This window comes from Caproicibacter sp. BJN0012 (assembly GCF_035986805.1).
In the GTDB taxonomy this organism is placed as follows: Bacteria; Bacillota; Clostridia; order Oscillospirales; family Acutalibacteraceae; genus Caproicibacter.
Map to the genome: position 1 here is coordinate 399,018 of NZ_CP142518.1, position 25,754 is coordinate 424,771.

The 25,754-nt window shown below is 52.4% G+C and carries 17 protein-coding genes, 6 tRNA genes, 3 rRNA genes and 1 pseudogene; 16 read left to right on the plus strand and 11 right to left on the minus strand.

Features of this window, described 5'->3' with window-relative positions; all coding sequences use genetic code 11:
* The first annotated feature begins 2 nt into the window (after positions 1-2).
* The 6 genes and pseudogenes from VA597_RS02040 (at position 3) to tnpA (ending at position 5,951) form a co-directional block, all read left to right on the plus strand.
* Positions 3-344 carry a P-II family nitrogen regulator gene (locus tag VA597_RS02040; protein WP_128741403.1) on the plus strand — a complete coding sequence of 114 codons (342 nt, stop codon included), beginning with the start codon at positions 3-5 and terminating at the stop codon, positions 342-344.
* Positions 345-580: 236 nt separating this feature from the next.
* Complete coding sequence (locus VA597_RS02045; protein WP_128741404.1) at positions 581-1,051, plus strand: hypothetical protein; 471 nt, start codon at positions 581-583, stop codon at positions 1,049-1,051.
* A gap of 88 nt (positions 1,052-1,139) precedes the next feature.
* A complete protein-coding gene (locus VA597_RS02050) occupies positions 1,140-2,210 on the plus strand; it encodes a DUF362 domain-containing protein (RefSeq protein WP_326975014.1) in 1,071 nt (356 codons plus the stop codon).
* Positions 2,211-2,312: 102 nt separating this feature from the next.
* On the plus strand, positions 2,313-3,332 hold the full coding sequence (locus tag VA597_RS02055; RefSeq protein WP_326975015.1) for a LacI family DNA-binding transcriptional regulator: 1,020 nt from the start codon (positions 2,313-2,315) through the stop codon (positions 3,330-3,332).
* 230 nt (positions 3,333-3,562) lie between these two features.
* The gene (locus VA597_RS02060; protein ID WP_326975016.1) at positions 3,563-4,996 is read left to right on the plus strand and encodes a sulfatase-like hydrolase/transferase; all 1,434 of its coding nucleotides are present in this window, start codon (positions 3,563-3,565) and stop codon (positions 4,994-4,996) included.
* A gap of 489 nt (positions 4,997-5,485) precedes the next feature.
* Positions 5,486-5,951 (plus strand): annotated as a pseudogene (tnpA, locus tag VA597_RS02065) (IS200/IS605 family transposase).
* Between the two features lie 124 nt (positions 5,952-6,075).
* On the opposite strand, the gene VA597_RS02070 reads toward tnpA, so the two are convergent.
* The 3 genes from VA597_RS02070 to VA597_RS02080 form a co-directional block, all read right to left on the minus strand.
* Positions 6,076-6,249 carry a hypothetical protein gene (locus VA597_RS02070; protein ID WP_326975017.1) on the minus strand — a complete coding sequence of 58 codons (174 nt, stop codon included), beginning with the start codon at positions 6,247-6,249 and terminating at the stop codon, positions 6,076-6,078.
* The gene (locus VA597_RS02075; protein ID WP_326975018.1) at positions 6,246-6,473 is read right to left on the minus strand and encodes a hypothetical protein; all 228 of its coding nucleotides are present in this window, start codon (positions 6,471-6,473) and stop codon (positions 6,246-6,248) included. The genes VA597_RS02070 and VA597_RS02075 overlap by 4 nt, the downstream gene beginning before the upstream one ends.
* A 394-nt stretch (positions 6,474-6,867) precedes the next feature.
* Positions 6,868-6,943 (minus strand) — tRNA-Pro (locus tag VA597_RS02080).
* A 177-nt stretch (positions 6,944-7,120) separates the two neighbouring features.
* On the opposite strand from VA597_RS02080, the gene VA597_RS02085 reads away from it, so the two are divergent.
* The 9 genes from VA597_RS02085 (at position 7,121) to VA597_RS02125 (ending at position 15,027) form a co-directional block, all read left to right on the plus strand.
* On the plus strand, positions 7,121-8,587 hold the full coding sequence (locus tag VA597_RS02085) for a transglutaminase domain-containing protein (protein WP_326975019.1): 1,467 nt from the start codon (positions 7,121-7,123) through the stop codon (positions 8,585-8,587).
* 328 nt (positions 8,588-8,915) lie between these two features.
* Positions 8,916-10,434: ribosomal RNA gene (locus VA597_RS02090) — 16S ribosomal RNA — on the plus strand.
* A gap of 246 nt (positions 10,435-10,680) precedes the next feature.
* A tRNA-Ala gene (locus VA597_RS02095) sits at positions 10,681-10,756 on the plus strand.
* A gap of 177 nt (positions 10,757-10,933) precedes the next feature.
* Positions 10,934-11,010, plus strand: a tRNA-Ile gene (locus VA597_RS02100).
* A 320-nt stretch (positions 11,011-11,330) separates the two neighbouring features.
* Positions 11,331-14,270, plus strand: a 23S ribosomal RNA gene (locus VA597_RS02105).
* A 149-nt stretch (positions 14,271-14,419) separates the two neighbouring features.
* A tRNA-Lys gene (locus VA597_RS02110) sits at positions 14,420-14,495 on the plus strand.
* A 68-nt stretch (positions 14,496-14,563) separates the two neighbouring features.
* A tRNA-Glu gene (locus VA597_RS02115) sits at positions 14,564-14,638 on the plus strand.
* A 188-nt stretch (positions 14,639-14,826) separates the two neighbouring features.
* A 5S ribosomal RNA gene (rrf, locus tag VA597_RS02120) occupies positions 14,827-14,942 on the plus strand.
* Together the 16S, 23S and 5S rRNA genes with 5 tRNA genes alongside form the textbook arrangement of a ribosomal RNA operon.
* Positions 14,943-14,951: 9 nt before the next feature.
* A tRNA-Asn gene (locus VA597_RS02125) sits at positions 14,952-15,027 on the plus strand.
* 282 nt (positions 15,028-15,309) lie between these two features.
* Here the strand turns inward: VA597_RS02125 and VA597_RS02130 are convergent.
* From VA597_RS02130 to VA597_RS02155, 6 genes are all read right to left on the minus strand, one after another.
* On the minus strand, positions 15,310-15,759 hold the full coding sequence (locus VA597_RS02130) for an Lrp/AsnC family transcriptional regulator (RefSeq protein WP_128741417.1): 450 nt from the start codon (positions 15,757-15,759) through the stop codon (positions 15,310-15,312).
* Positions 15,760-16,081: 322 nt separating this feature from the next.
* Entirely contained in the window at positions 16,082-17,194 is a 1,113-nt protein-coding gene (gene ald, locus VA597_RS02135) for an alanine dehydrogenase (RefSeq protein ID WP_128741418.1), read from the minus strand.
* A gap of 118 nt (positions 17,195-17,312) precedes the next feature.
* Positions 17,313-18,710, minus strand: a complete 1,398-nt coding sequence (locus tag VA597_RS02140; RefSeq protein ID WP_326975020.1) for an alanine/glycine:cation symporter family protein — start codon at positions 18,708-18,710, stop codon at positions 17,313-17,315.
* 525 nt (positions 18,711-19,235) lie between these two features.
* Positions 19,236-20,585: a sodium-dependent transporter gene (locus VA597_RS02145; protein ID WP_326975021.1), complete on the minus strand. Its 1,350-nt coding sequence runs from the start codon at positions 20,583-20,585 to the stop codon at positions 19,236-19,238.
* Between the two features lie 177 nt (positions 20,586-20,762).
* Entirely contained in the window at positions 20,763-22,394 is a 1,632-nt protein-coding gene (locus VA597_RS02150) for a tryptophanase (RefSeq protein WP_326975022.1), read from the minus strand.
* 159 nt (positions 22,395-22,553) lie between these two features.
* The gene (locus VA597_RS02155) at positions 22,554-22,928 is read right to left on the minus strand and encodes a RidA family protein (protein WP_326975023.1); all 375 of its coding nucleotides are present in this window, start codon (positions 22,926-22,928) and stop codon (positions 22,554-22,556) included.
* Between the two features lie 262 nt (positions 22,929-23,190).
* Between VA597_RS02155 and VA597_RS02160 the strand changes: the two genes are divergently transcribed.
* On the plus strand, positions 23,191-23,886 hold the full coding sequence (locus VA597_RS02160) for a helix-turn-helix transcriptional regulator (protein ID WP_128741423.1): 696 nt from the start codon (positions 23,191-23,193) through the stop codon (positions 23,884-23,886).
* Between the two features lie 240 nt (positions 23,887-24,126).
* Here VA597_RS02160 and sdaAA read toward each other — a convergent pair whose 3' ends face one another.
* Positions 24,127-25,017: an L-serine ammonia-lyase, iron-sulfur-dependent, subunit alpha gene (gene sdaAA / locus VA597_RS02165; RefSeq protein ID WP_128741424.1), complete on the minus strand. Its 891-nt coding sequence runs from the start codon at positions 25,015-25,017 to the stop codon at positions 24,127-24,129.
* A 33-nt stretch (positions 25,018-25,050) separates the two neighbouring features.
* Positions 25,051-25,719 carry an L-serine ammonia-lyase, iron-sulfur-dependent subunit beta gene (gene sdaAB, locus VA597_RS02170; protein WP_128741425.1) on the minus strand — a complete coding sequence of 223 codons (669 nt, stop codon included), beginning with the start codon at positions 25,717-25,719 and terminating at the stop codon, positions 25,051-25,053.
* Positions 25,720-25,754: the final 35 nt, after the last annotated feature.

Genomic DNA, 25,754 nt, shown 5'->3' on the forward strand with positions numbered 1-25,754 from the left:
AAATGAAGAAGATCGAAGCATATATCCGGCCGGAGCAGCTGGAAGACATCAAGGAAGCGCTGAAATCGCTGAACGTCAACGGCATCAGCGTGACGCAGATCATGGGTTCCGGGTGTCAGCGCGGGTACCGCGAATTCGTTCGCGGCACGGAGGTGGACTACAATTTTTTAAAAAAGATCAAAATCGAACTTGTCGTTTCGGACTCTCGCCTGGAGGAGATCCTTGACAAGATCGTGGAAACCGCCAAGACCGGTCAGGTCGGCGACGGTAAAATCTTTATATCGGAAATTCAGGACGCGCTGCGCATCCGTACCGGCGAGCGCGGGGAAGCGGCCCTTCGGTAAAGCCGCCCAAAACGGAAAGAGGTCAGCCTGACTATTCGGCTGGCCTTTTTTGTTTGATTAAGATCGTGAAACGTCCCGGCTTGCAAAGGGCGACCGCCCTTTTTTCATCATTGAAGTCGGCCCTGGGATAGAATATAATAAGACTGGACCGGCTGAAATTTTAAAAATTGGAATGTTTCTCACTGATTTTAAAAAGAAGCATGAACCTTTCTATTGCCTTTGCGGAGGGACATGATATGGGGCATCTGGGCTTTTCTTACGTTGGATTCATTTTTTTGCTGATGCTGACCATTCCCAACCTGATCTGGACAAAGCACCGGCCCAAAGGATACAGCAGCAGACAGGAAAGTCCGGTTTTGCTGGTTTTTGAAAAAGCGGGACAGGTCTGCGTGACCTGCACAGCGCTGATTTTTACCGATTTGAATTTAAACGGATGGTCTTTGTGGGATTTTTGGCTGGCCGCGGCGGCTGCTTTGATGATTCTTTACGAATTCTGGTGGGTCCGCTACTTTAGAAGTCATCAAACACTGAAAGATTTTTACAGCGGCTTTTGGGGGGTACCCGTCGCGGGCGCCACATTGCCGGTCACCGCGTTTCTGTTCCTCGGAATCTACGGAAAAGTGGTCTGGCTGATCCTCTCCGCCGTGGTTCTGGGGATCGGCCACATCGGCATCCATTTGCAGCACCGGAAAGAAATACAGCCGTAATCAGGAAGATTGAGTCATCGGGGTGCGCGGGCGGAGCGGCCGCCGATTCCGGCGTGAAAGCAAACGAAAAGAAAGGAATCCTGTCGTTATGAGTAAAATGTATGAAATATTCGGAGACGACGCCTATTCCATGACCAGAAAGCTCATGGAGGCGGCGGAAGTGATTAAAAAAATTCCATCGGGCGCCAACGTTGCGCTCAAGCCGAATCTTGTGGTATCGAAGTCGCCCGATTCCGGGGCCACCACCCACGCCGGAGTGCTGGCCGGGGTGATTTCGTATCTACAGGACCATGGGATCCGGGACATCAGCGTCATTGAGGGTTCTTGGGTCGGGGACAGCACGGGCCGCGCGTTCCGCGCCGCCGGATACGAAGAGGTGGGCCGGAAATACGGCGTGCCGCTTTACGACCTGAAACAGGATCAGACCCGGACGGTCCAGACTCCCCTGAGGCCGATGGAGATTTGCGGCCGGGCATTGGACGCCGGATATCTGATTAATCTGCCCGTTCTCAAAGGCCACTGCCAGACGGCAATGACCTGCGCGCTGAAAAACTGCAAGGGCTGTCTCCCCGACCGGGAGAAGAGGCGTTTTCATGCGGAGGGGCTGATGAAACCGATCGCCGCTTTGGCCAGTGCCCTGCGGCCGCCCCTCACGATTGTGGACAGCATCTGCGGCGATCTGGATTTTGAAGAGGGAGGAAATCCCGTTTACACCGGGCGCATGATTCTTGGGGAGGACCCGGTTCAGCTGGACGCCTACGGGTGCCGTCTGATGGGGCTTCCTCTTTCCGAAGTTCCGTATATCGGGCTGGCGGAACAATGGGGAGCCGGTTCTGCGCAGGTGTGCGGGGAGGATGTCTTGCGCCTGAACGAACCGTCCCAGGGCGGCCGTTATCCCAAGCCCTCCGCGAAGGTCGCGCGGCTGACTGCCGGCGTGTGTCAGGACAGCGCTTGTTCGGCCTGTTACGCCAGTCTGGTCCGCGCGCTGTATTCCTGCGGCGGAAGCCATGGGACTCCCATTGCCATCGGGCAGGGCTGGAAGGGCAGAGAATTTCAGGGCCTGGGCATCGGCCGCTGCTGCGACGGCGCCTCCAGGCAGGTGAAAGGGTGCCCTCCTACCGCGGATGCGATTGCCGCCGCGCTCACGGGGAAAGAATAAAACCGCCCGGTCTGCCTGCGACGGAAATCAGCCCGACTCGATTTTTGAGACGGCGTGTTTTGATACGGAGCGGACATAAGGAAAACCTATGAGGGATGATATATGATTAATTCAAGAGAATTTGCCGCGCTGCTTGGAATCTCGCAGTCCACCGTTTCCAGAGCAATGAACAACAGCCCGCTTGTGCCCTTGGAAAAGCGCCAATATATTCAAAAGATGGCCGGGCAGTACGGCTTTGCTCTGAACAGTCAGGCTCGGGGGCTGAAAACCAGAAAGACAGGAATCATCGGAATCTTATTTCCCACCTTTTTTGAGAGCCTCAGCAAGAATATGATGTTCGCCTATGTCTACGATGTGGTGCAGCGGGAACTGATCAAAAGCGACTATGATATCATGATGGTGTACGATTACGATGAACAGGCCGGCATGAACGCATTCGAGCGGATTGTGAAAAGCCAGAAAGTGGACGGATTTATCACGCTTCGTTCTATTTTATCCGAGCGCGACAGGGAACTGATCGAGCAATATCATATCCCCTGCGTCGCCGTTTATAACGCTCAGGAGGAAGGGGCCAATTTCCTGCTGGACGGATATGATGCCGGACGTCAGGCCGGGGAATTTTTTGGAGAACTGCGGGATTATCATTATGGATATGTTACAGTCCCGGTGTCGGAAAAAGAAGCGCAAAAGCGCTTAAATGGATTGAAAGACGGTCTTTCGCGGCGGAATAAAACAGTGGATCCGGATCGGATTCTGGAGTGCAGCCTTTCCATGGAGGCTGCTTACCGGGCGGTGATGGGGCATCGGGACCGGTTCATGGAAGGGAAAAGCGCCATGTTGGTTTATAACGACATGATGGCGATCGGAGTCGTCAATGCGCTGAAGGATCTTGGGATTCCCGTTCCGGGACAAGTCCAGGTCATCGGAATGGATGATCTCCCAATCGCTTCCTGGATTCACCCTTCGCTGTCGACTCTCCACGCGCCGATTTATGAAATGGTGCACAGCGGTTGCTCCATTTTATACCAGATGATTCATGGGCAGGAAGTGGGACCTGTGAACCAGAGTTTCCGCTATTCTTTCATTCACAGGGAGACGACGGAAGCTTTTTTGGCGGAGTAAACTGGAAACGAATCTGTGGAGTATCAACAAAACGGAATGATATATGTTGTAAAAAAGATAAAAAGAATGAACTTACATTGACAGGAAATGTGAAAAGTGATATATTTCAATTAATGAATACGTAGTCATTAGCACGGTACTGACAAATATTACCCTTGTCGTGCCACGCGGAAAAGGGCCGGGAAAAAACAACGGAGGCGCAGTAGCGCGGAAAGAGGAATCAGTAATCCATGAAGAAACCGAACGTACTTTTCATCACGACAGACCAACAGCGCTATGACACGATTGCGGCTCTGGGGAACCGGGAGATTTATACCCCGCACCTGAACTGGCTGGCAGACGAAGGAATCAGCTTTACGAACTGCTATTCCGCCTGTCCGCTGTGCATGCCGGCCCGCGCCACCATCATGACCGGGCTGCAGGCGCAGCATCACGGCCTGACCGGCAACGACAGCAACGTGCTTCCAATGAAAGGCCGCGCAACCCTGCCCGGAATACTGACGGCGAACGGCTACCAGACCAGAGCGGAGGGAAAAATGCACTTTGCGCCCATGCGGGCCTGCTATGGATTTGAACACATCGACCTGCCGATGGACTACTTCAACGAGAAGCGTCGGGAGGGAAAAGCCAGCACCCGGCTGCACGGCGTCGGGGAGAACGAGGTGGAACCCGTCATCAACTGCATGGAGGAGCGGGAGACGCTGACTCACTGGATCGTGGACCGGTCGGTCGACTTCGTCGAGAACCGCGATCCCACAAGGCCATTCTTCCTGTGGACCAGTTTTCCGAAACCGCACCCGCCCCTCGATCCTCTGCTGCAATATTGGAAGCTGTATGAAGACGCTCAGATTGCCCCGCCCGAAGTGGGCGACTGGGCGACAGACCTGAGCAGGGCCCCTCTGGGGTTTTACCGGGCCACATTTGCCCTGAACAACAGCTGGCGGATGACGGAGGAACAGCTGGTCCGGTCCAAAAAGGCTTATTATGCCTGCATCACGCAGATCGATTACAATCTGGGGATTCTTTTCGCGCGGATGAGAGAGCTGAATCTGCTGGAAAACACCTGGATCATTTTCACCTCGGACCACGGCGACATGATGGGAGACCACCGCATGGGTGCAAAATACAATCATCTGGAAGGGTCCTGTCATGTGCCGCTCATCATCAAGCCGCCTGCGGAATTCGGCAGCTCCGTAAAGGAATTTGCCGGGCAAAGGTGTGAAAAAACGGTCACTCTGGCCGATCTCATGCCAACGATTCTAAGCATCTGCGGCGCGGAATATAACGGGGAGACGGACGGAACCGACCTGCTGCGGTACCGTAAAACTCCGGAGGACAGAATCTTTTTCGGGAGCTGTGAAAACCGGTATTTTGCGGTGATCGACAAGGGTTGGAAATATCTTCAGACGAACTGCAACGGCGACGAACTGATGTTCCACCTGGAGGAGGACCCCAAGGAACTGCACGATCTTTCAAAAGACGAAGCGTTTGCCGAAAAGAAAGAGGAACTGAAAGCTCTCCTGATCCGGGAGGTGGAGAGGAGCAACCCGGGGCTGGTGGAAAACGGACGGCTCAAAGTAAAAGATCATTTGAATACCATAGGGGACGTCCCCCGCTTTCCGGGTCTGAACACAACGGTTTTCCCGAGAGATTCCTTCCATTAAAGCGCAAAAAATGCCGCCCCAAAGGGGCGGCATGAAAGAGGGAGGAGTATTGAAAAAGTATATAAAGTCCTCGTAAGAGGAACTTATTGTTCGTCTGCGGGCCTGTGGTCCGGTATTCCGTCCTTGCCGCAGGCCCCGCGCAGTATATTTTTTCGATTTTCGTTTTCCTTTTGGAATGATACTAGTATAGGCGGACTTTGTTACCCGCTTATGAAACCTCTTTGAAGTTTTATGGGATTTTTTATGAATAAATCATAAACATTGCCCTCCGGGCTGCGCTGGACGGCTTTCCCGCCGCGCATAACAAAAGCAGTCCTGCCCAAACGGGCGGGGCTGCTTTGTGGATTATTGTAATACGAAAACTCCCGGCTGTGCCGGGAGTTCCCAAAAAGCTTTAGCGGTGATAATAGTAAAAAACCTCCTTTTGATATAATAAAAGCTGCGGTCTGCCAACTGCAACAAAACATATCAAAAGGAGGCACATTCGACATGAAGACGAATGACATAGATAGTTTAAGCCATACGAGCTGGAATTGCAAATACCACATAGTGTTTGCACCCAAGTATCGTAGAAAAGTAGCGTACGGAAATATACGGGCTGAGATAGGAAAAATACTGCGGGAGTTATGTAACTGGAAACAGGTGGAAATCATGGAAGCAGAGGTGTGTCCGGATCATATACACATGTTGGTAAAAATACCACCGAAGATGAGCGTTTCCGGATTCGTAGGATTTATCAAAGGAAAGAGCACTTTGCTGATATTTGAGCGGCACGCGAATTTGAAGTACAAATATGGGAACCGGACATTTTGGTGTAGAGGCTATTTTGTAGATACGGCAGGGAAAAATGACAAAGCAATAGCTGAGTACATTAAAAAATCAATTGGAAGAAGATCAGGTTGAAGACCAGATGACGCTTAAGGAGTATGCAGACCCGTTTACGGGTAGCAAGTAACAAACTTTTGCAATTGGCAGACCGTACCAGCGCCTTGAGGCGCAGCCAGTAATACAGGGCTTTGCCCGCATATGAAGAACCCCCGGCTTTGCCGGGGGGTAACTATTTGGTCTGTCGATTGATCTCATTTTAATCGGAGCAACGGCATAAAGATATCGTCGACGATCTCCGTTATGGCCGCGTCGGAAATTTCCTGCTTTGCGATCAGCTCGAACCGCAGCAGATCCCACGGCAATGAGATGATCCGGGGCGTCAGCTTTTCAAGGCGGACTTCTCCGCGAAGTTCGGCGTTTTTCAAATCCCCATCAAAGCCTCCGCCACCTTGTCCTTGCTTTCCACCCTCGATCGGATGGCCTGGGACATAGCCGCCCTTATCGTGTTCCACATCAGTGGTTCCATCATAAGCCCCCGGATCGTCTGCGCGCCGATGGATTTCATCGGTTCTGAAAGCCCGCGCAGATAGGCGTATATGTCGTCGCGCAGGCTGCCGGTATTCGGAATCTCCGTTTTGATTTTGGGCATATATTTTCGCAGGGCGGCCATCACGAGCTCCGTCTTATTGGCCCAGCGTCGGTAAAGTACGGCCTTTTTTATTGATCCTTTCTGATAAAAACAAAATAGACAACGATATACGCTTAAAAATGAGAAAAGGAGTAGCTTTGAGCTACTCCCAAATAAAAGCCGGATAATAAAACTGAGTGTCCTTAAAGGATACTCAGATTCTAATAAAGACACTCTGCATGGTCGAGGTGACAGGACTTGAAGGCAGTGCAATTCCGGGCCGCGTTCCGCGTGCCCCTGCTCCGGGAGTCAGAAGAGGTTTCCTGTTTTCGGTCCTCCGGGCTGCACCGGCAGGTTCTCGCCTGCCGCGCACAACGAAAAAGGCCGCCCGGCCACAAGGGCCGGACCGCCTTTTTGGTCGAGGTGACAGGACTTGAACCTGCGACATCCTGCTCCCAAAGCAGGCGCGCTACCAACTGCGCTACACCTCGAAAATTCATTTGGCTTTCCCAATTATAGGGGAAACAGTCAGGGATGTCAAGATGGCGCCGGCTGTAAATAGAAAATGAAATTTTTCTAAAATTTTGATTCAAAGGTCATGGTTTGTCTATATCTATGCTATAATGAAACCATAAGCATTAAGGAATGAAAGTACAGGAGGGCTGAACTTGAAACTCAGAACTTATCGCCGCCGCGGTATTGCGGCTTTATTGGTTTGCGCTCTGGCGCTTCAATTGACCGGGTGTACAGCATCCGGACGTCTGACGTCCGCCGTTTCATCGTCTGCTGTGACGCAGGCTTCTTCCCGGGTGCCCTCCTCTTCTTCCGCTGCGGAGTCTTCGCCCTCCTCTTCTTCCGCTTTGCTGAATTCGTCGTCGGCTTCTTCGGCCTCGTCTTCCGTCCGTAAACAGACTGCATCCGTGAAAAGTGAAGTGAAAATTCCCCTGCAAGTATCGGAGACGAAAAAATCGCAGACGGTGGAACGGAAAAGCGTGCAAAAACGCGCCTTTTCGTCGGGCGGCTACTCTACGGTGGCCCAGACCGGCGGCTACCAGTCCTTGAAAACCGATGCGGAAAGAACCCTGTATCAAATGATCGGGGACAGTGTGTATCAGGTGGCGGTTTCAAAAACGGAACAAGGTTATGCTCCGACCGGGCAGATCGCCGTTCCGGGAAAGCTGACGGAGGCTCAGATCCGTTTGGTGACGACGGCTTATCTGGACGATCATCCCGAGGTATTCTGGATCGCCAATGCTTATTCATACGGATACCGGAACAACCAGACGATTTTGCAGCTTTACTCAGAGTTGACGCAGAGCGAATGCAATACCGCCCTTCTGGCATTCAATGGAAAGATACAATCCATCGTTCAGTCGATTCCATCCGGCCTGAGTGAATTCGACCGCGAAGAATACCTGTTTGATTACATAACGAATGCCTGTACCTATGACAGCGCGGCGGTAAATGACAGCAGCGACTGGAAAGCCTTTACGGCCTATGGCACCTTGATGGACGGAAAGTCGGTGTGCGAAGGTTATTCCAGAGCCATGCTGCTGCTCTGCGGTTATGCCGGCCTCTCCACCGTTCTGATCCGAGGGACCGGCAGCGGTGTTGGCCACATGTGGAATGGGATTAAAATCGACGGGAACTGGTATCACATCGACCTGACCTGGTGCGACAGCACGAAACTGATCTATAACTATTTCAATATTGATGATCAGACGATCAAACTGACGCATGTCATTGCACCTGCCGCTTCCTCTTTGACGGATGCCCAGATCTGCGGTGACAGTTCGATCTATAATCTGACCCTTCCCGTTTGTTCTTCCATGAAAGAAAATTATTTTATTGAAAAAGGAATTGTGATTTCAACGCTGAATGATTCCGGAGACAGCGCGGTTGTTTCCGCTATCGCGGCGGAAATGAAATCCAAAAAAGCGACGCTGGCATTCCGAATTGCTTCCGGCGATTACGATGGGACGGTAAAAGGGCTGACTTCCGCGTCGCCGTTCAAAATGGCGGCTTATCTTCAGAAAGGCGCCGCGGCTGCAGGGGTATCCCTGAACCCGAAGGATATCTCTTACGTGACGGATCAATCCGATTCGGGCTTGAATGTCTTTGTCTCTTACCAGTAAGGACGGCCTTAAAAAGAAAGCTGCAAAAAAAATGAAAAAAAGGGTTGACAAGAGGAGGTTGTTTTGGTATTATAGTGAAGCGCCTTGCGAAAGGGGCGCTGCGGAAAGAGGGTCTGAAAGGGCCGGGAAGCCGCATGGGACCTTGAAAATTAAACAACGAGAGACAGAAGAAGGAACCCGTAAAGGACGAGAGTGAAAAGTACTTTCGGACAAAAAGAGACGGAAAACTCTTTCAAAAAAATCACAAGCGATACGTTAGTGTATCGGACTTTAAGAGCCGAAGACGCTCTAAAAGAGATATAAACGCCGGAAGGCGAATATATACCAAATTTTAGAGAGTTTGATCCTGGCTCAGGACGAACGCTGGCGGCGTGCCTAACACATGCAAGTCGAACGGAACCATTTTTGAGCTTGCTTAGAGATGGTTTAGTGGCGGACGGGTGAGTAACGCGTGAGGAACCTGCCTTTCAGAGGGGGATAACGTCTGGAAACGGACGCTAATACCGCATGATATTCCGGAGTCACATGGCACTGGAATCAAAGGAGCAATCCGCTGAGAGATGGACTCGCGTCCGATTAGCCAGTTGGCGGGGTAACGGCCCACCAAAGCGACGATCGGTAGCCGGGCTGAGAGGCTGAACGGCCACATTGGGACTGAGACACGGCCCAGACTCCTACGGGAGGCAGCAGTGGGGGATATTGCACAATGGAGGAAACTCTGATGCAGCAACGCCGCGTGAGGGAAGAAGGTTTTCGGATTGTAAACCTCTGTCCTCAGGGACGATAATGACGGTACCTGAGGAGGAAGCTCCGGCTAACTACGTGCCAGCAGCCGCGGTAATACGTAGGGAGCAAGCGTTGTCCGGATTTACTGGGTGTAAAGGGTGCGTAGGCGGCACTGCAAGTCAGGTGTGAAAACCATGGGCTTAACTCATGGATTGCACTTGAAACTGTGGTGCTTGAGTGAAGTAGAGGCAGGCGGAATTCCCGGTGTAGCGGTGAAATGCGTAGAGATCGGGAGGAACACCAGTGGCGAAGGCGGCCTGCTGGGCTTTAACTGACGCTGAGGCACGAAAGCATGGGTAGCAAACAGGATTAGATACCCTGGTAGTCCATGCCGTAAACGATGATTACTAGGTGTGGGGGGTCTGACCCCTTCCGTGCCGGAGTTAACACAATAAGTAATCCACCTGGGGAGTACGACCGCAAGGTTGAAACTCAAAGGAATTGACGGGGGCCCGCACAAGCAGTGGAGTATGTGGTTTAATTCGAAGCAACGCGAAGAACCTTACCAGGTCTTGACATCCAACTAACGAAGCAGAGATGCATTAGGTGCCCTTCGGGGAAAGTTGAGACAGGTGGTGCATGGTTGTCGTCAGCTCGTGTCGTGAGATGTTGGGTTAAGTCCCGCAACGAGCGCAACCCTTGTGATTAGTTGCTACGCAAGAGCACTCTAATCAGACTGCCGTTGACAAAACGGAGGAAGGTGGGGACGACGTCAAATCATCATGCCCCTTATGACCTGGGCTACACACGTACTACAATGGCCGTTAACAACGGGAAGCGAAGCCGCGAGGTGGAGCAAAACCCCAAAAACGGTCTCAGTTCGGATCGCAGGCTGCAACCCGCCTGCGTGAAGCTGGAATTGCTAGTAATCGCGGATCATCATGCCGCGGTGAATACGTTCCCGGGCCTTGTACACACCGCCCGTCACACCATGGGAGCCGGTAATACCCGAAGTCGGTAGCCTAACCGCAAGGAAGGCGCCGCCGAAGGTAGGATTGGCGACTGGGGTGAAGTCGTAACAAGGTAGCCGTATCGGAAGGTGCGGCTGGATCACCTCCTTTCTATGGAGACATGAGTCATGAACAATGGCTCAGACATCCTAGGTCGGTTACGGAAGACATCTTCTGAACAATCGTTGTTTAATTTTGAAGGCCCCAAGCTGAGCTTGGAGGCACGGCCCGCCGGTGAGAACCGGCAGGAAAGTGCCTTTAAGTGGCGGGACAGTCTGAAAAGGCTCCCGGAATCAGTGTAGGGAACTTCAGTGAGAGAGAACTGAGAAGAACCAGACAGTTGAATCACTTCCATATGGGGGTATAGCTCAGCTGGGAGAGCGCCTGCTTTGCAAGCAGGAGGTCAACGGTTCGATCCCGTTTATCTCCACCACGGACAGACGTCCGTTTCGTCGTGCACAGAACGGCTGGAAACAGCCGGCAGAGTGCCCGCGCAACAGAAGGAAGTCCGAAAAGTGAACAGGGTGAAGGGTAAGAACCTGAAACCGGCGTTGGAAATGCGAAGGATTGGGGATCAAACCTCTAGCCAGAGCGTCCGACAACAAAACATGGGCTTATAGCTCAGCCGGTTAGAGCGCACGCCTGATAAGCGTGAGGTCGGTGGTTCGAGTCCACTTAAGCCCACCACGGACGAAGTCCGTTTCGCCGCGCACAGGGCGGGCTGGAAACAGTCGGCGAAGTGCTCGCGTAACAGAAAGAGTCCACAAATACATAGAATGCTCCGGTTCATGAAAGTGAAAAGGAATGTTGTGTGTAATCTGCAGGCTGGTAAAGGCCGCGGCAGGTAAGGTTCTTTGAACTGAAAGCTGACCCGCGACGTGCGTCAACCTCAGGTTGTACCTTGAAAACTGAATAAAGCGAGAAGCAGATAAAGCGAGAAAAGTTGTTATTCTAAAAGATTAATCTGATAGAAAAACTACAATTTTGAAGAACCAAAAAGATCACATGGTCAAGCTACAAAGAGCGCAAGGGGAATGCCTTGGCACTGGGAGCCGAAGAAGGACGCGGCAAACTGCGAAAAGCTATGGGGAGTCGTAAGCAGGCTTTGATCCATAGGTGTCCGAATGGAGCAATCCGGCCGGAGTTATGTCCGGTCACCGTAAAGTGAATTCATAGCTTTACGGGGGGAACCGCCTGAACTGAAACATCTAAGTAGGGCGAGGAAGAGAAATCAATTGAGATTCCGCAAGTAGTGGCGAGCGAACGCGGAAGAGGCCAAACCGGAGGCAGCAATGCCTTCGGGGTGTGGACAGCCAAAGAGTCTGCGATCCCGAGCAGAACGGCATGGAAAGGCCGACGAGACAGTGTGAAAGTCACGTATGCGAAGGGAAAGCGGAGCGGGCTGTATCCCGAGTACTGCCGGACACGAGAAATCCGGTGGGAACGTGGGGGGACCACCCTCCAAGCCTAAATACTACCCAGTGACCGATAGTGAAGAGTACTGTGAAGGAAAGGTGAAAAGGACCCCGGAAGGGGAGTGAAAAAGAACCTGAAACCTTGTGCTTACAAGCACCGAGAGCCCGTCAACGGGTGATCGGGTACCTTTTGTAGAATGGTCCGGCGAGTGAATGTAACTGGCAAGGTTAAGTCCTTAAGGGACGGAGCCGCAGGGAAACCAAGTCTGAACAGGGCGCATGAAGTCAGTTGTATTCGACCCGAAACCGGGTGACCTACCCATGTCCAGGTTGAAGTGGGGGTAAAACCCCATGGAGGACCGAACCGACTCCCGTTGAAATGGTAGCGGATGAGGTGTGGGTAGCGGAGAAATTCCAATCGAACCCGGAGATAGCTGGTTCTCTCCGAAATAGCTTTAGGGCTAGCCTCGTATCAGATTACCGGAGGTAAAGCACTGAATGGTCTAGGGGCCGAAAGGCTACCGAAGCCTATCAAACTCAGAATGCCGGATAATCGATATACGGGAGTCAGACGGTGTGAGATAAGTTTCATCGTCAAAAGGGAAACAGCCCAGACCCACAGCTAAGGTCCCCAAACACGGTTAAGTGGCAAAGGATGTGGGGTTGCACAGACAACCAGGATGTTGGCTCAGAAGCAGCCATTCATTAAAAGAGTGCGTAATAGCTCACTGGTCGAGTGACCCTGCGCCGAAAATTCAACGGGGCTAAAATCGTGTACCGAAGCTTGGGATGCTCAGTCATTCTCCATAACCTCAATTAGCGAAAGTGAAGAAGGAATCTGGCGGCGCGCAGCGACGCGAAATTGCTTAAAAGCTGAAAAGGATTGAGAGCGTGGAGAATGGCTGAGTATGGTAGGAGAGCGTTGAATGAGAGTTGAAGTCGGAGCGGAAGCGCCGGTGGATTTCATTCAAGAGAGAATGCCGGAATGAGTAGCGAGAAATATGTGAGAATCATATTGGCCGAAAGTCTAAGGTTTCTGGAGGAAGGTTCGTCCGCTCCAGGTGAGCCGGGAGCTAAGGTGAGGCCGAAAGGCGTAGCCGATGCACATACGGTTGACATTCCGTAGCCGCAGAAGGATTTAAGTAAGATGACACCTGCAAAGGGCATGACCCGGGCGTTGGTTGACCCGGGCGCAAGGGACCGAAATTTAGTAGGGAAGCATGCTTAGAGCAGGGCGAGAAAAGTCTTACGGGATATCCGATGCGCCCGTACCGCAAACCGACACAGGTAGACAGGAAGAAGATTCCAAGGCCAACGGGAGAAGGGTAGTTAAGGAACTCGGCAAATTGACCCCGTAACTTAGGGATAAGGGGTGCCTCAGAGATGAGGCCGCAGAGAATAGGCCCAGGCGACTGTTTAGCAAAAACACAGGTCTCTGCCAAATCGAAAGATGACGTATAGGGGCTGACACCTGCCCGGTGCTGGAAGGTTAAGAGGAGATGTGCAAGCATTGAATTGAAGCCCCAGTAAACGGCGGCCGTAACTATAACGGTCCTAAGGTAGCGAAATTCCTTGTCGGGTAAGTTCCGACCCGCACGAAAGGTGTAACGATCTGGGCACTGTCTCAATTACCCGCCCGGCGAAATTGTAGTACCGGTGAAGATGCCGGTTACCCGCGACAAGACGGAAAGACCCCATGGAGCTTTACTGCAGTTTAATATTGGGTTTCGGTAATTTATGTACAGGATAGGTGGGAGACTTTGAAACTCTGGCGCTAGCTGGAGCGGAGTCGTCCTTGGGATACCACCCTTAAGTTGCTGAAATTCTAACCTGCGGCCGTGAATCCGGTCGGGGGACATTGTTAGACGGGCAGTTTGACTGGGGCGGTCGCCTCCAAAAGCGTAACGGAGGCGCTCAAAGGTTGGCTCGGCACGGACGGAAACCGTGCGGGAGAGTGTAAACGCATAAGCCAGCCTGACTGCGAGGATGACGGTCCGAGCAGAAACGAAAGTTGGAGTTAGTGATCCGGCGGTATGAGAGTGGAATTGCCGTCGCTCAACGGATAAAAGCTACCCTGGGGATAACAGGCTGATCTCCCCCAAGAGTCCACATCGACGGGGAGGTTTGGCACCTCGATGTCGGCTCATCACATCCTGGGGCTGTATTCGGTCCCAAGGGTTCGGCTGTTCGCCGATTAAAGTGGTACGCGAGCTGGGTTCAGAACGTCGTGAGACAGTTCGGTCCCTATCTGTCGTGGGCGCAGGATATTTGAGGAGAGCTGTCCTTAGTACGAGAGGACCGGGATGGACGCACCTCTGGCGCACCAGTTGTCACGCCAGTGGCACAGCTGGGCAACTATGTGCGGATCGGATAAACGCTGAAAGCATCTAAGCGTGAAGCCGACTCCAAGATGAGATATCCCACAGCATAAGCTGGTAAGGCCCCTTGTAGACTACAAGGTTGATAGGCTGCGTGTGTAAGCACGGTAACGTGTTCAGCTTGGCAGTACTAATAGGTCGAGGGCTTGACCATATTTTTGGTTTGCCCGTTCAAGTTCGCTTTTCCCTTCTCAGTCTTTATTCAGTTTTGAAGGTACGATATGTATCTGAAAAAACAGTGCGGGAAAACCCCGTAAGCCGATGGCATGATCGCCGGAGGCGCGTGCCGACCGCATGGTCTATGCACCATTAGCTCAGTTGGTAGAGCACCTGACTCTTAATCAGGGTGTCCCGGGTTCGAATCCCTGATGGTGCACCAAAAGGTAAGCCGGAAAAGGGGTCAGGGACCCTGACCTCCGGGCCGGCCGAAAGTGTCGGATTTGATATGGCCCGTTGGTCAAGTGGTTAAGACAGCGGCCTCTCACGCCGTTAACGTGGGTTCGAATCCCGCACGGGTCACCAAGATTTCTAGAATTCTAAAGCGGATTCGAACTCGAGAGGGTCTGAGCGTTAAGGAGTTTTGCCGGTGGCAGAATTTTAGCGAAGAGTGGTGAAGCGCGAAAGCGCAAGCCGGAAGGATGCAGAGCATCCGGTCGAATCCCGCACGGGTCACAGGATTGGTGTTTGATAATTCAATAGGTTGGAATTTAGTTGGTGCCGATTGCGATGAGGGTACACCCGTTCCCATTCCGAACACGGAAGTTAAGCTCATTTGCGCCGAAGATACTTGGCTGGTAACGGCCCGGGACAATAGGTGGTGCCAACATTTTCATATTCCTCGTTAGCTCAGCTGGTAGAGCATGCGGCTGTTAACCGCAGGGTCGTTGGTTCGAGTCCAACACGGGGAGCCAAAATCAGCAGTTCATGCAGAGCATGGGCTGCTGTTTTTTTCTTTATTTTGAAGTCGGGGCGATGTATCCAGGTTGGGCGCACCCGGTGCGGCGGAGTCGCTTTTGCAACAATATGGTTTCAGCCGCAGCCGCCGTAGGCGAGTCCGGACCGGACGGCTCTGACCGAATTTGGGCCGTTGGTTCGAGTCCAACACGGGAAACAAGAAGAGAGCCTATACTTTAACATAGGCTCTCTTCTTGTTTCCATCCGCTCTGTTGCCAGCCGGTTTGGACTTTATGATATTAGGGCTGACTCAGATACATATTGGGCGGAGCATTATATTCGTCCAGAACATAAAATGTCTGAATGCTGGAAACACCCTCCATTATACTGAGCTGCCCATGATATTTTTGAAGATTTTCCGAAGAAGTTGCAAATATTTCGATTAAAAAGTCAAACTCTCCTGTTAGATACAAACAATGGCTCACATACGGCAGGGCGGAGACCTTTTGAAAAAACACTTTATGGTACCTTGAATGCTCCATGGCGATGCCGACCAGCATATGAATATTTAATCCGAATGCTTTTGGATTCATTTGCACCGTATAACGCAAGATAACATTATTTAATAATTTATGTATTCTCTCGTTTACGGCTGAGGTTGACAAACAAACCTGCTGTCCGATCATTGCAGCCGAGGTTCTTGAATTTTCTGATAGAAGATCCAAGATTTTATAATCGATTGCATCCAAGCGATCCCACTCACTCTCTTCTTATCAAATTGGTTATGATGCCCTAGTTATATTTTTGTCGGATTGCCCATGCGGTTGATATACAAGGCAACAAGAGGGATGGGAAATTAAATACCCCTACCGCTGCAATTGTTAACTTAATTAGCTTAAGGCCGCATCTCCTTTTGAACATTACAAGCATACACTTTTTAATTTTAAAAAAGTATATAACTTAAGGGATCATTAGTCAAGATGAAATTTTGTCAAAAAATTGCAATATAACATAAAAGTGATCCACATCAAAATAATTTTTTGTGGATCACTTTTATGTTAGCTTTTTATTTTACAGCAGCGTGCTGGGATTTGTGTAGTCGAGCTTCAATGCGTCCGAGACGCCGGCAAAGGTACATTTGCCGTCATAGCAGTTTAAACCGCTCATCAATCCTGCGTCCTCTTTCAACGCGGCCTTCAGTCCTTTATTCGCGATCTTCAGTCCGTATGGAAGCGTTGCATTTGCCAGGGCCAGCGTAGAGGTGCGGGATACGGCGCCCGGCATATTGGCAACACAATAATGGACAATTTGATCGACAAGGAAAACGGGATCGTCATGCGTGGTGGCATGGGAGGTTTCGAAGCATCCTCCCTGATCAATAGCGACGTCGACTAAAACCGCGCCGGGTTTCATCAGTTTCAGGTCGTCCCTGCGTACCAGTTTGGGCGTCGCTCTTCCCGGAAGCAAAACCGCGCCGATCACGACATCCGCTTTTGAAATTGCCGACAGAACGTTGGCACGGGTACTGTACAATGTGGTGATCTTTCCGAAGAAAATATCGTCCAGATACGCAAGCCGTTTGGCGCTGATGTCAAGCACCGTTACATTTGCCCCCATGCCGACGGCCATTTTGCAGGCGTTTGTACCTACGCCGCCGCCGCCCAGGATCACGATGTTGCCGCGCTCCACTCCAGGAACGCCGGCCAGCAGCGTGCCCCTGCCGCCGAATGTTTTTTCCAGATATTTTGCGCCCTGCTGAACGGAAAGCCGCCCCGCGATTTCACTCATGGGGAGCAGACAGGGAAGACCGCCGTTGGCGTCAAAAATCGTTTCAAATGCAACAGCCCGGACTTTTGACTTTAATAAAGCCTCTGTGAGAGGACGATCTGCGGCTAAATGAAAATAGGTGTAAATAGTCTGGCCTTCTCGAAAATACGGATACTCTTTTTGGATGGGTTCCTTTACTTTGTAAATCATGTCGGCTTTTTCCCACACATCCGCTGCTTTGCCCAGGATCTGCGCGCCGGCGTCCCGGTATTCTTTGTCGGTAAAACCGGAGCCCAGGCCCGCGTTTGTCTCTACCAGCACGGTGTGGCCCGCATCGCAAAACGCTTTTGCGCCGTCCGGTGTCATACCCACGCGGAATTCGTTGTTTTTAATTTCTTTTGGCAAACCGATAATCATGGAAAGTCCCCCTTTAAAATATATTGTTGCAATGCTTTCTTGAAGCATATCGGAAGCGTAAACATCAAGAGCCAAATCCGCTGCAAAGGAAACGCCGGTCCCATTGCCCTTGCACGGCTTAACTTTCTTTGACTGAAAAATGAGCCTTTGTCATTTTGATGACGACACCGGACAGACCCAGCAATGCGATCAGGTTTGGTATCATCATAAGGCCGTTAAGCGTATCTGAAATGTCCCATACAACGCTGAGGTCCATGGTGGAGCCGAAGAAGACCATAAGGACGTAAATCACCCGATAGATGGGAATGGACTTGCTCCCGAAAAGATATTCGCAGCAGCGGGCTCCATAGAGCGCCCAGCCGACGATGGTGGTGGTCGCGAAAAGGATGAGGCCGATCGCAATGATCACGCTCGCCGCCTGATTGCCGAACACGGTCGCAAACGCGGTTGCCGTCAGGTCGCTTCCGACTTTGCTGCCCCATGGGATCGACCAGGTTACCGCTCCGGAGGCATCCTTGGAAACGCTTGACGAAAGCACAGCAAAAGCGGTGAGGGAGCATATGACGATGGTATCGACGAAGACCTCAAAGACGCCGTACATCCCCTGCTTCACCGGGTTGGTTTCACTTGTGGCCGCGTGGGCGATCGGCGCGGTGCCAAGCCCCGCCTCATTTGAGAAAATTCCGCGCCCGGCGCCGCCCATCACGCCCGACGGAGAAAATGCGCCTTTGCAAATCGCAGCCAGAACCAGGCCCAAATAGTTGATATGGCCAAATACGACCACAAGCGCGGCAAGAATATAAATAATTGCCATAAATGGCACGAGCTTTTCCGCAAACGCGCCAATGCGCGAAATGCCGCCGATGACGACCAGTCCGACAATCACTGCGAGAATGATTCCGATGACAATGCTGATGGTGGACGAAGACCCCTTTGCATCTGGATGGAAGCTTTGAATGGCGGTGTTGATCGAAATGGCAATTGTATTGCTCTGCGTGATATTCCCGGTGCCGATGGCTGTAAGAGAACCAAGGATTGAGAACACTACCGCGAGCCATTTCCAGTTCTTCCCGAGGCCGTTCGTTATGTAGTACATCGGCCCTCCGACCCAGTCGCCCTCTTTGTTCCTCTCCCGATACTTTACGGCGAGTGTTACCTCAGAGTATTTGGTGACCATGCCTACGCAGGCGGCAACCCACATCCAGAATACCGCTCCGGGCCCTCCGAGGGCGATGGCCCCGGTCACCCCGGCGATATTCCCCGTGCCGACCGTAGAGGCCAGCGCGGTGGAAACTGCCTGAAACGGGGTGACCGAGCCTTTGTTCCTTTCCTGCTTTTGGAAGATCCTGCCGAAGGTGTTGCGCATGATATAGCCGAATTTCCGAAACTGGATAAATCCCGTGCGGATACTGAGATATAATCCTGTTCCGATGAGCAGGATAAGCGTCGGTATGCCCCACACGATGCCATTTAACCAGCTATTTGCGGACAAAATTGCTTTTACAAATGAGTCCAATGGCTTTTCCTCCTCGTTTTACCGATTTTCGTTCAAAACAGCGTCCCCGCTCCGCAAATGAGAGATCCATGGGATTCCGAGCGAACACACCATAGAACTGCTTGTTAAAATGCTGTCAATTTGTATAATATTTTTATTAATATGATCGATTTTTTATCTGGTTAAGTTATACAACACGCGATCCGGATTGTATAGTAAGGATTTTTTTTTAAACAAAATAAAATAAAATAAACGGAAATTTTTATTGCTAACAGGAAAATTTACAAAATGGTTACGCGATTGGCCACCGAAGGTCCCTCCACACAGAAAGACATTTAGGTAACATGCTCTTTGCAAATGGCGGCCGTACCAGCGCCTTAGGCGCGGCAGGGAAATAGAACTTTTACCTGCATATAAAAGAACCCCCCGGCTGTGCCGGGGGGTGACGATGTAATAACTCCCGTATGAAAGCGTTCCTTATCATACGGGAGTTATTTGTAATATATTTTATATTTCCCAGGACTCGGCTAAAACACAATATTTGCCTCAGCCGATGCCGCCGAGAATGGCGCCGGCGATCAAAGCAATCAGCGCGCAGACGCAGTACACATATTTTGCCAATGGATAGAACCAGCCGCCGATCGGCTTTTTGATCCCCTCGCTGACGCTTTCGAGAGCGAACTTCTTTCCGGCGACCCACAAAAACATGACGCCGGCCAGCAGAGCCCCCAAGGGGCAGATGTAGATGGACACGACGTCCATCCATCCGGATACAATCGCCTGGATGCACAGCGCGACGACACAGCCAATCACGCCGATGATAACGACGGCGGGAAGGCGCTTCATGCCGAACTTCTCCTGTAGAGTCGCAACCGGTGCTTCATACAGATTGACCAGGGAACTGACACCGGCGAAGAGCACGCAGACGAAAAAGACGATGCCGACGATCCGGCCTCCGGGCATCCCATTGAACACGTTGACCAGATAAATAAACATCAGGCCGGGGCCCCCGGAGGACAGTTCGGCAGAGCCGGCAGCCATGGCGGGGATGATGACGAAAGCGGCCAGCAGGGCGGCAAGAGTATCAAAAATTGCCACGTTGCGGGCAGAACTGGGAATGTCCTCGGATTTGCTCAGATAGGAGCCGTAAATCACGGTGCCGTTGCCCGCCACGGACAGCGAGAAGAAGGCCTGGCCGAAGGCGTAGATCCACAATCTTGGATCCGCAAGACCGGCCGGATGGATGGTAAATATGTATTTATATCCTCCGGAAGCGCCGGGCAGGGTGGCGATATAGATGCCTAAACCCAAAAACAGCACAAACAGAGCGGGCATCATGATTTTATTCGCTTTTTCAATGCCGTTGGCGATTCCCAGCGCCATGATGGCGAAATTGACGACAAGGCCTATGATCAGCCATGCGTTGTTGCCCCAGGCGGAGGCTGCGGCTCCGAACGTGCCGCTGATAACGTCCATATTCTGACCCATTCCGGCGAGGGAGCCGCTGAACGCCATGAAGGTGTACTTGATAATCCAGCCTACGATGCAGGAGTAACCGATCGCAAGCGCCATGGAACCCAAGACGGGGATCAGCCCGATGGCTTCGCCGATTTTCCTGTTGCCGGTCCGCAGCTCGGTACATGTGCCGAAGGCACCGATGGGACCGGCGCCTGTGGCACGTCCGAGAGACATCTCCTCAATGATGCCGGTAGAGCCGATGAGGATGACAAAGATGAAGTAAGGAATTAGAAAAGTCATACCGCCCCATGCGGAAACCAGAATGGGGAAGCGCCAGATGTTGCCCATGCCGACAGCGGAGCCGATACACGCTAAAATGAACCCCCATTTTGACTGGAAGCCATCACGGGTCGCGGGAGCGGGAGTTTCAGAAGCCATATTGTTTCCTCCATTCAATTACGGTTTGAACCTGAAATTGTACTTGATTTCTTGAAGATACAGGTTGCGGCGGCCTCTTTGAAATCAGCAGGCGGCCTTTTCGGCAGAGCCGGAAAGGCCGCCTGCACAATTCTGATCACAATATTGTCTTCAGGCCGGGTCTGGTTGGGAGGAAGCTTATTTTCTTATGGGAGCGTATGGTTCCAGGAAGGCGTGGAAGTGGCGCATGGGCAGATTGTGGCCCATGGTGATCCGCATATTGGGAATGCTTTCGCGATCCTTGTACAGATCGGCCACCGCGGCGATGACATAGTCCAGGTGTTCCTGGCTCAGCTGGCTGCGGTTGATCGCGAAGCGAACCACGTTGCAGACCTCCGCCTGCTGCTCGGGTGTCTTCAGGTCGTACTCCATGCTGTAATCGCCCAGTTCGGAGACGCGGATGCCGTAACGACGGATCAGTTCCAGGCTGAAGCCCTCGCCCGCGAAGGTTTCGTGACCTCGTTTTCCGTCGAAGAACCGATCCATGTTGATGTATACACCGTGGCCTCCGGCGGGCAGCACCACGGGAATGCCGGCCTTGTAGAAGCCCTGGGCCAGATACTCGCACTGGGAGACGCGCTCGTGCAGGTAGTCGAAGCGTCCGCACTCGTACAGTCCGCAGGCGAGAGCCATGATATCGCGGCCGGACATGCCGCCGTAAGAGTCGTTGCCGTAAGAGGAAATCTGTTTGACCTTCAGCAGGATCCCCACATCGGTGGTCACATTGCCCTTGGCGTCGAAATCGGAGAAGTTTCTCCAGAAGTAGCCCTTGTCGCGGAAGGCGAGGACTCCGCCCATGTTGGCGTGGCCGTCTTTCTTCAGGCTGGCGGTGAAGCCATCGCAGTAGGAGAACAGTTCCTTGGCAATCTCAAAGATGGACTTGTCGGCGTAGCCTTCCTCGTTGGTCTTGATGAAGTAGCAGTTCTCGGCCCAGCGCGCGGCGTCAAACATGTAGGGAATGTTGTACTTATGTGCGATCTTGCTGCACTCGCGGACATTAGCCATAGAAACGGGATGCCCACAGACAGTATTATTGGTGATGGTGGTGTAAACCAGAGGCACATTCTCGGGACCTACCTGCCGGATCAGGTTTTCCAGCTTTTCCGTGTCCATATTGCCCTTAAAGGGGTTCTTCTTGTATTTGCCGCCCGCAGGGACTTCCCACAGCAGCTCCTTGTTGTAGAGGTTGCGGGGAGTGGAGCCCATCTGCTTGATGTTGCCCTCGGTGGTGTCAAAATGGCCGTTGGAGGGAATCGTAAAGTTCTTTCCGGGATACCGGTTATTCAGGATCTTGCCGATTACGCTGAACAGCAGGGATTCCGCGCAGCGTCCCTGGGGCACCAGGAAGGTGTTGGGGCGCTCCATCTGAGCGGCGCCGCCGTTGAACAGGCCGCCTTCATACTCGCAGAGGTACATTTTGTCCATCATCTTCTCAACATCTTCACAGCCGGTACGGACCAGGTCGATCACGCGCTTTTGCTGGTCGCCGCGTTCGAACACATCCCTCAGGGCGTCCAGCAGGACGTAATAGCCTTTGTTTCGGCCGTAGGACTCGTCGCCAAGGAACATGGCGCTCCACTGCAGGTCGGTCATGGCCGTGGTGCCCGAATCGGACAGCATGTCGACGGTCAACATGCCTGCGGGAAACGCAAATTCATTGTAATGCGTGGACCGCAGGGCGCGCTCGCGCTGTTCGACCGTAACGGTGGGGATGTTGCGCTTGACATAAGAGAAGGATTTAGGGGTTTCAACGTTTAGTGGGTATTCCATATGATTTACCTCCATTTTTGGCGCATGGCGCCGTTATTATAGAGGATACCCCGGTCATCGGCGACCGGCCTTGTGCTCCGGCCTGGGCGACTAGCGGACAGTACCTTTCTGAAAATGAACGCGGGACCCGTTTGCCCAGAAAGATCAGTGGAAATTTTCTTATTCGGCGGCAACGCACTCAATTTCCACCAGTGCGTCCTTGGGCAGTCTTGCGACCTCCACCGCGCTGCGCGCCGGATAGATGCCGTCAAAAAACAAGGCGTATACGCCGTTCATTGCGGCAAAATCATTCATGTCGCTGAGGAACACGGTGGTTTTGACGACCTGGTCCATCGTTGCCCCCGCAGCGGCCAGAACGCTCTTGCAGTTTTCAAGGGACTGGCGGGTCTGGGCCTCGATCCCCTCCGGAAATGCGCCGGTCGCGGGATCGATCGGCAATTGGCCGGACGTTATGACCAGACCTCCGGCCCTGATGCCCTGAGAATAGGGACCGATGGCGGCAGGCGCTTTTTCGGTATTGATTTTTTGCTTCAAATGGTTCACCTCCTTTGGTACAATAAAATATTATCACCATAATAAAATATTGTCAACAGATTTGTAAAAATATTTATAAACGACATTCTTCAATTAGAATTATTATGGAATACCACGATTTTGATGGACTCTTTTCCGAGGGTGATAGGCTGTTTAAGAAAATTTTATTGATTTGCTTTATTATTGGTGTTATATTTTTATTAGAACGATCTTAAAAGGGGTGATATTTGCCCATTGACACTATTGAAAAGGAAGAGATTTTGTGACTTCAGATGTGATCCGCCGATATACGTTACTGGTTGAATTTCTGGGCCATATGCTGGGGCCGGACTACGAAATCGCACTGCATGACCTTTCCTGCAAGCAGCCTTCCATTGTGGCCATTGCCAACGGGTCCATCAGCGGGCGCGGCATCGGCGCGCCGCTGACCAATGTGGCAATGCAGCTCATTGCGGAGAAAGCGTATCTGACCCAGGACTGGAAGCTGAATTACCGCGGGCTTTCCGCCAACGGCAAAGTCCTGCGCTGCTCGACCTTGTTTATCAAGGATGAGAGAGGTGCGCTGGTTGGGTTGCTTTGTATCAATTTTGACGACAGCCGTTATCGGGATCTTTCCGAAAAAGTTTTTTCACTCTGTCATCCCGATGATTACGCTTCCAAGAACATTGCGATCAGCGCCACGGAGAGTGTGGAGCACGAGACGTTTTACGATAATATTTCTTCCGCCATGGAGGACGCTTTTCTGGCAGTCACGAGCAATGCCAATATCCCGACCGACCGGCTGAATCAAGAGGAAAAGCTTGAAATTATCAAGCTTTTGGACAAGAAAGGCGTTTTTATGCTCAAAGGGGCCATTCCGGTTGTGGCCAAACATCTCTCCTGTTCCCAGGCCAGCATTTACCGTTACCTCAGCAAAATCAACCAGGAAAAACATTCGGACGAGGGTCCCGCCGAGTAATTTCAAGGCATTTGTAACGGCAGGGATACGCCTGAAGCGAGGGAAGTCATGCCCCCCGGCTGTGCCGGGGGGCATGACTCAATGTTCTAAAGCCTTTTGCGAAAGCAAAGCTTACCCTTTCTCGTTACGGACGAAGATCGAAACACTCTCGCCTTTCGTTTGCCGCAACTTTTCTTTAAAATAAAACAGCCCGCAAAGCTACGCGCTGCTGCGTGCCTTGCGGGCCGTCTTTTGTTCTGCTCAGTGCTGGGCGGGTCCAAAGACCTGCTCTTTCAGCTTCATGCCGGTGGGGGTAGCCGCTAAGCCGCCCAGTGCTGTTTCGCGCAGCGATGCCGGCAGCGCACTGCCCACCTCGTCCATCGAATCAATGCACTCGTCCACCGGTATCTCAGAGCGTATACCGGCAAGCGCCATATCCGCCGAAGAAAAAGCGATCATCACACCAGACACATTGCGTTTGATGCAAGGGATTTCGACCAGCCCTGCCACCGGATCACACACCAGACCCAGCTGGTTTGCAATGGCAATGGCACAGGCATCTGCCGCCTGCTGCGGGGTACCGCCCTGCAGCTCTACCAGCGCGGCCGCAGCCATGCCCGCCGCACTGCCGCACTCTGCCTGGCAGCCGCCCTGTGCGCCGGCAAGGCAGGCGCGCTGGGCGATCACGATGCCAAACGCAGCAGCAGTAAAGATCGACATCACGATGTCTTTTTTGGGCATTTTTTTATCTTCGTACAGCGACACTAGGCACCCCGGCAAAATACCGCAGCTGCCCGCCGTCGGGGTCGCTACGATCTTGCCCATCGCCGCATTGCAGCCGGACACCGCGAGTGCGCGGCTCATGGCTCGCGTCATAAACACGCCGCTCAAGCCGCCCGCTGTGCGCTCAGAGTAGAACATCATCTTAAAGCCCTCGCCGCCGGTCAGCCCGGAGGTGGAACGTTGGTTCGGTCCCTGCCCCTGCAATACAGAATCACACATTACATCGAAGCTCTGCTCCATTTGGGCATAAACCTCTTGCTCTGTTTTTTCCATCTGCTGGGCTTGGTCCGCCAGCACAAGTTCGCTGATTTTTTTATTTTGTGCCGCCGCTGCGGCAAGCAGTTCTTCTATGGCTTGATACAGCAACATGAAAATTTCTCCTTAACTCTGCCGCCGTGGGCGTTACACGGAGCGAATCAGCAGCACATTGATCACGTTTTCGATGCCCCTCATATCGTCGATCATGCCCTGAGGAGGCATGCCGTCAATTTCGATGGTCATCATTGCTTCCCCGCCTTTGACGGGACGTGACAGTCTGAAGTTGCCGATGTTCACTTCTTTGTATTTTTCCTTCATCAGGTTGGTCACAGCGGCGATCAGGCCGGGTTTGTCGCGGTGCAGCACCAAAATGGTGTTGTGTTCTCCGGTAAAATCGACCCGCATACCGTTGATGTAATCCACCCGGATATTGCCGCCGCCGATGCTTGCACCCTGCACGGTGCATTCCTCGCCGTTTTTGCCTTTGATGTAGATACGTGCAGTATTGGGGTGTGCGCCCGGGATATCAGTGGGTACAAACTCGTATTCAATGCCGCGCTGCTGTGCAATGTCAAGCGCATCGCGGATTTCCGCCGAGTAGCTTTTGTAGCCCATGATACCTGCCATCAGCGCACGATCGGTGCCATGCCCTTTATAGGTATGTGCAAACGAGCCGGAAAGCTCGATGCGCACCTTTGCAGGCGAGGCCTGGTTCATCACCTTGTTTGCCACCCTGCCCAGTGCCACCGCGCCCGCGGTGTGCGAACTGGACGGGCCGATCATGGTGGGGCCGATAATGTCAAATACATTCATTTTGGTACCTCCAAAGCAAATTACCGCAAGCGCCG

Coding starts and splice junctions, on each gene's coding strand:
- VA597_RS02145 (WP_326975021.1), bottom strand. CDS start 20,585: ATGGCTTCTGAAACTCCCGCTCCCGCGACCCGTGATGGCTTCCAGTCA.
- VA597_RS02075 (WP_326975018.1), bottom strand. CDS start 6,473: ATGCCCAAAATCAAAACGGAGATTCCGAATACCGGCAGCCTGCGCGAC.
- VA597_RS02045 (WP_128741404.1), top strand. CDS start 581: ATGGGGCATCTGGGCTTTTCTTACGTTGGATTCATTTTTTTGCTGATG.
- sdaAA (WP_128741424.1), bottom strand. CDS start 25,017: ATGTTGCTGTATCAAGCCATAGAAGAACTGCTTGCCGCAGCGGCGGCA.
- VA597_RS02150 (WP_326975022.1), bottom strand. CDS start 22,394: ATGGAATACCCACTAAACGTTGAAACCCCTAAATCCTTCTCTTATGTC.
- VA597_RS02050 (WP_326975014.1), top strand. CDS start 1,140: ATGAGTAAAATGTATGAAATATTCGGAGACGACGCCTATTCCATGACC.
- ald (WP_128741418.1), bottom strand. CDS start 17,194: ATGATTATCGGTTTGCCAAAAGAAATTAAAAACAACGAATTCCGCGTG.
- VA597_RS02040 (WP_128741403.1), top strand. CDS start 3: ATGAAGAAGATCGAAGCATATATCCGGCCGGAGCAGCTGGAAGACATC.
- VA597_RS02060 (WP_326975016.1), top strand. CDS start 3,563: ATGAAGAAACCGAACGTACTTTTCATCACGACAGACCAACAGCGCTAT.
- sdaAB (WP_128741425.1), bottom strand. CDS start 25,719: ATGAATGTATTTGACATTATCGGCCCCACCATGATCGGCCCGTCCAGT.
- VA597_RS02055 (WP_326975015.1), top strand. CDS start 2,313: ATGATTAATTCAAGAGAATTTGCCGCGCTGCTTGGAATCTCGCAGTCC.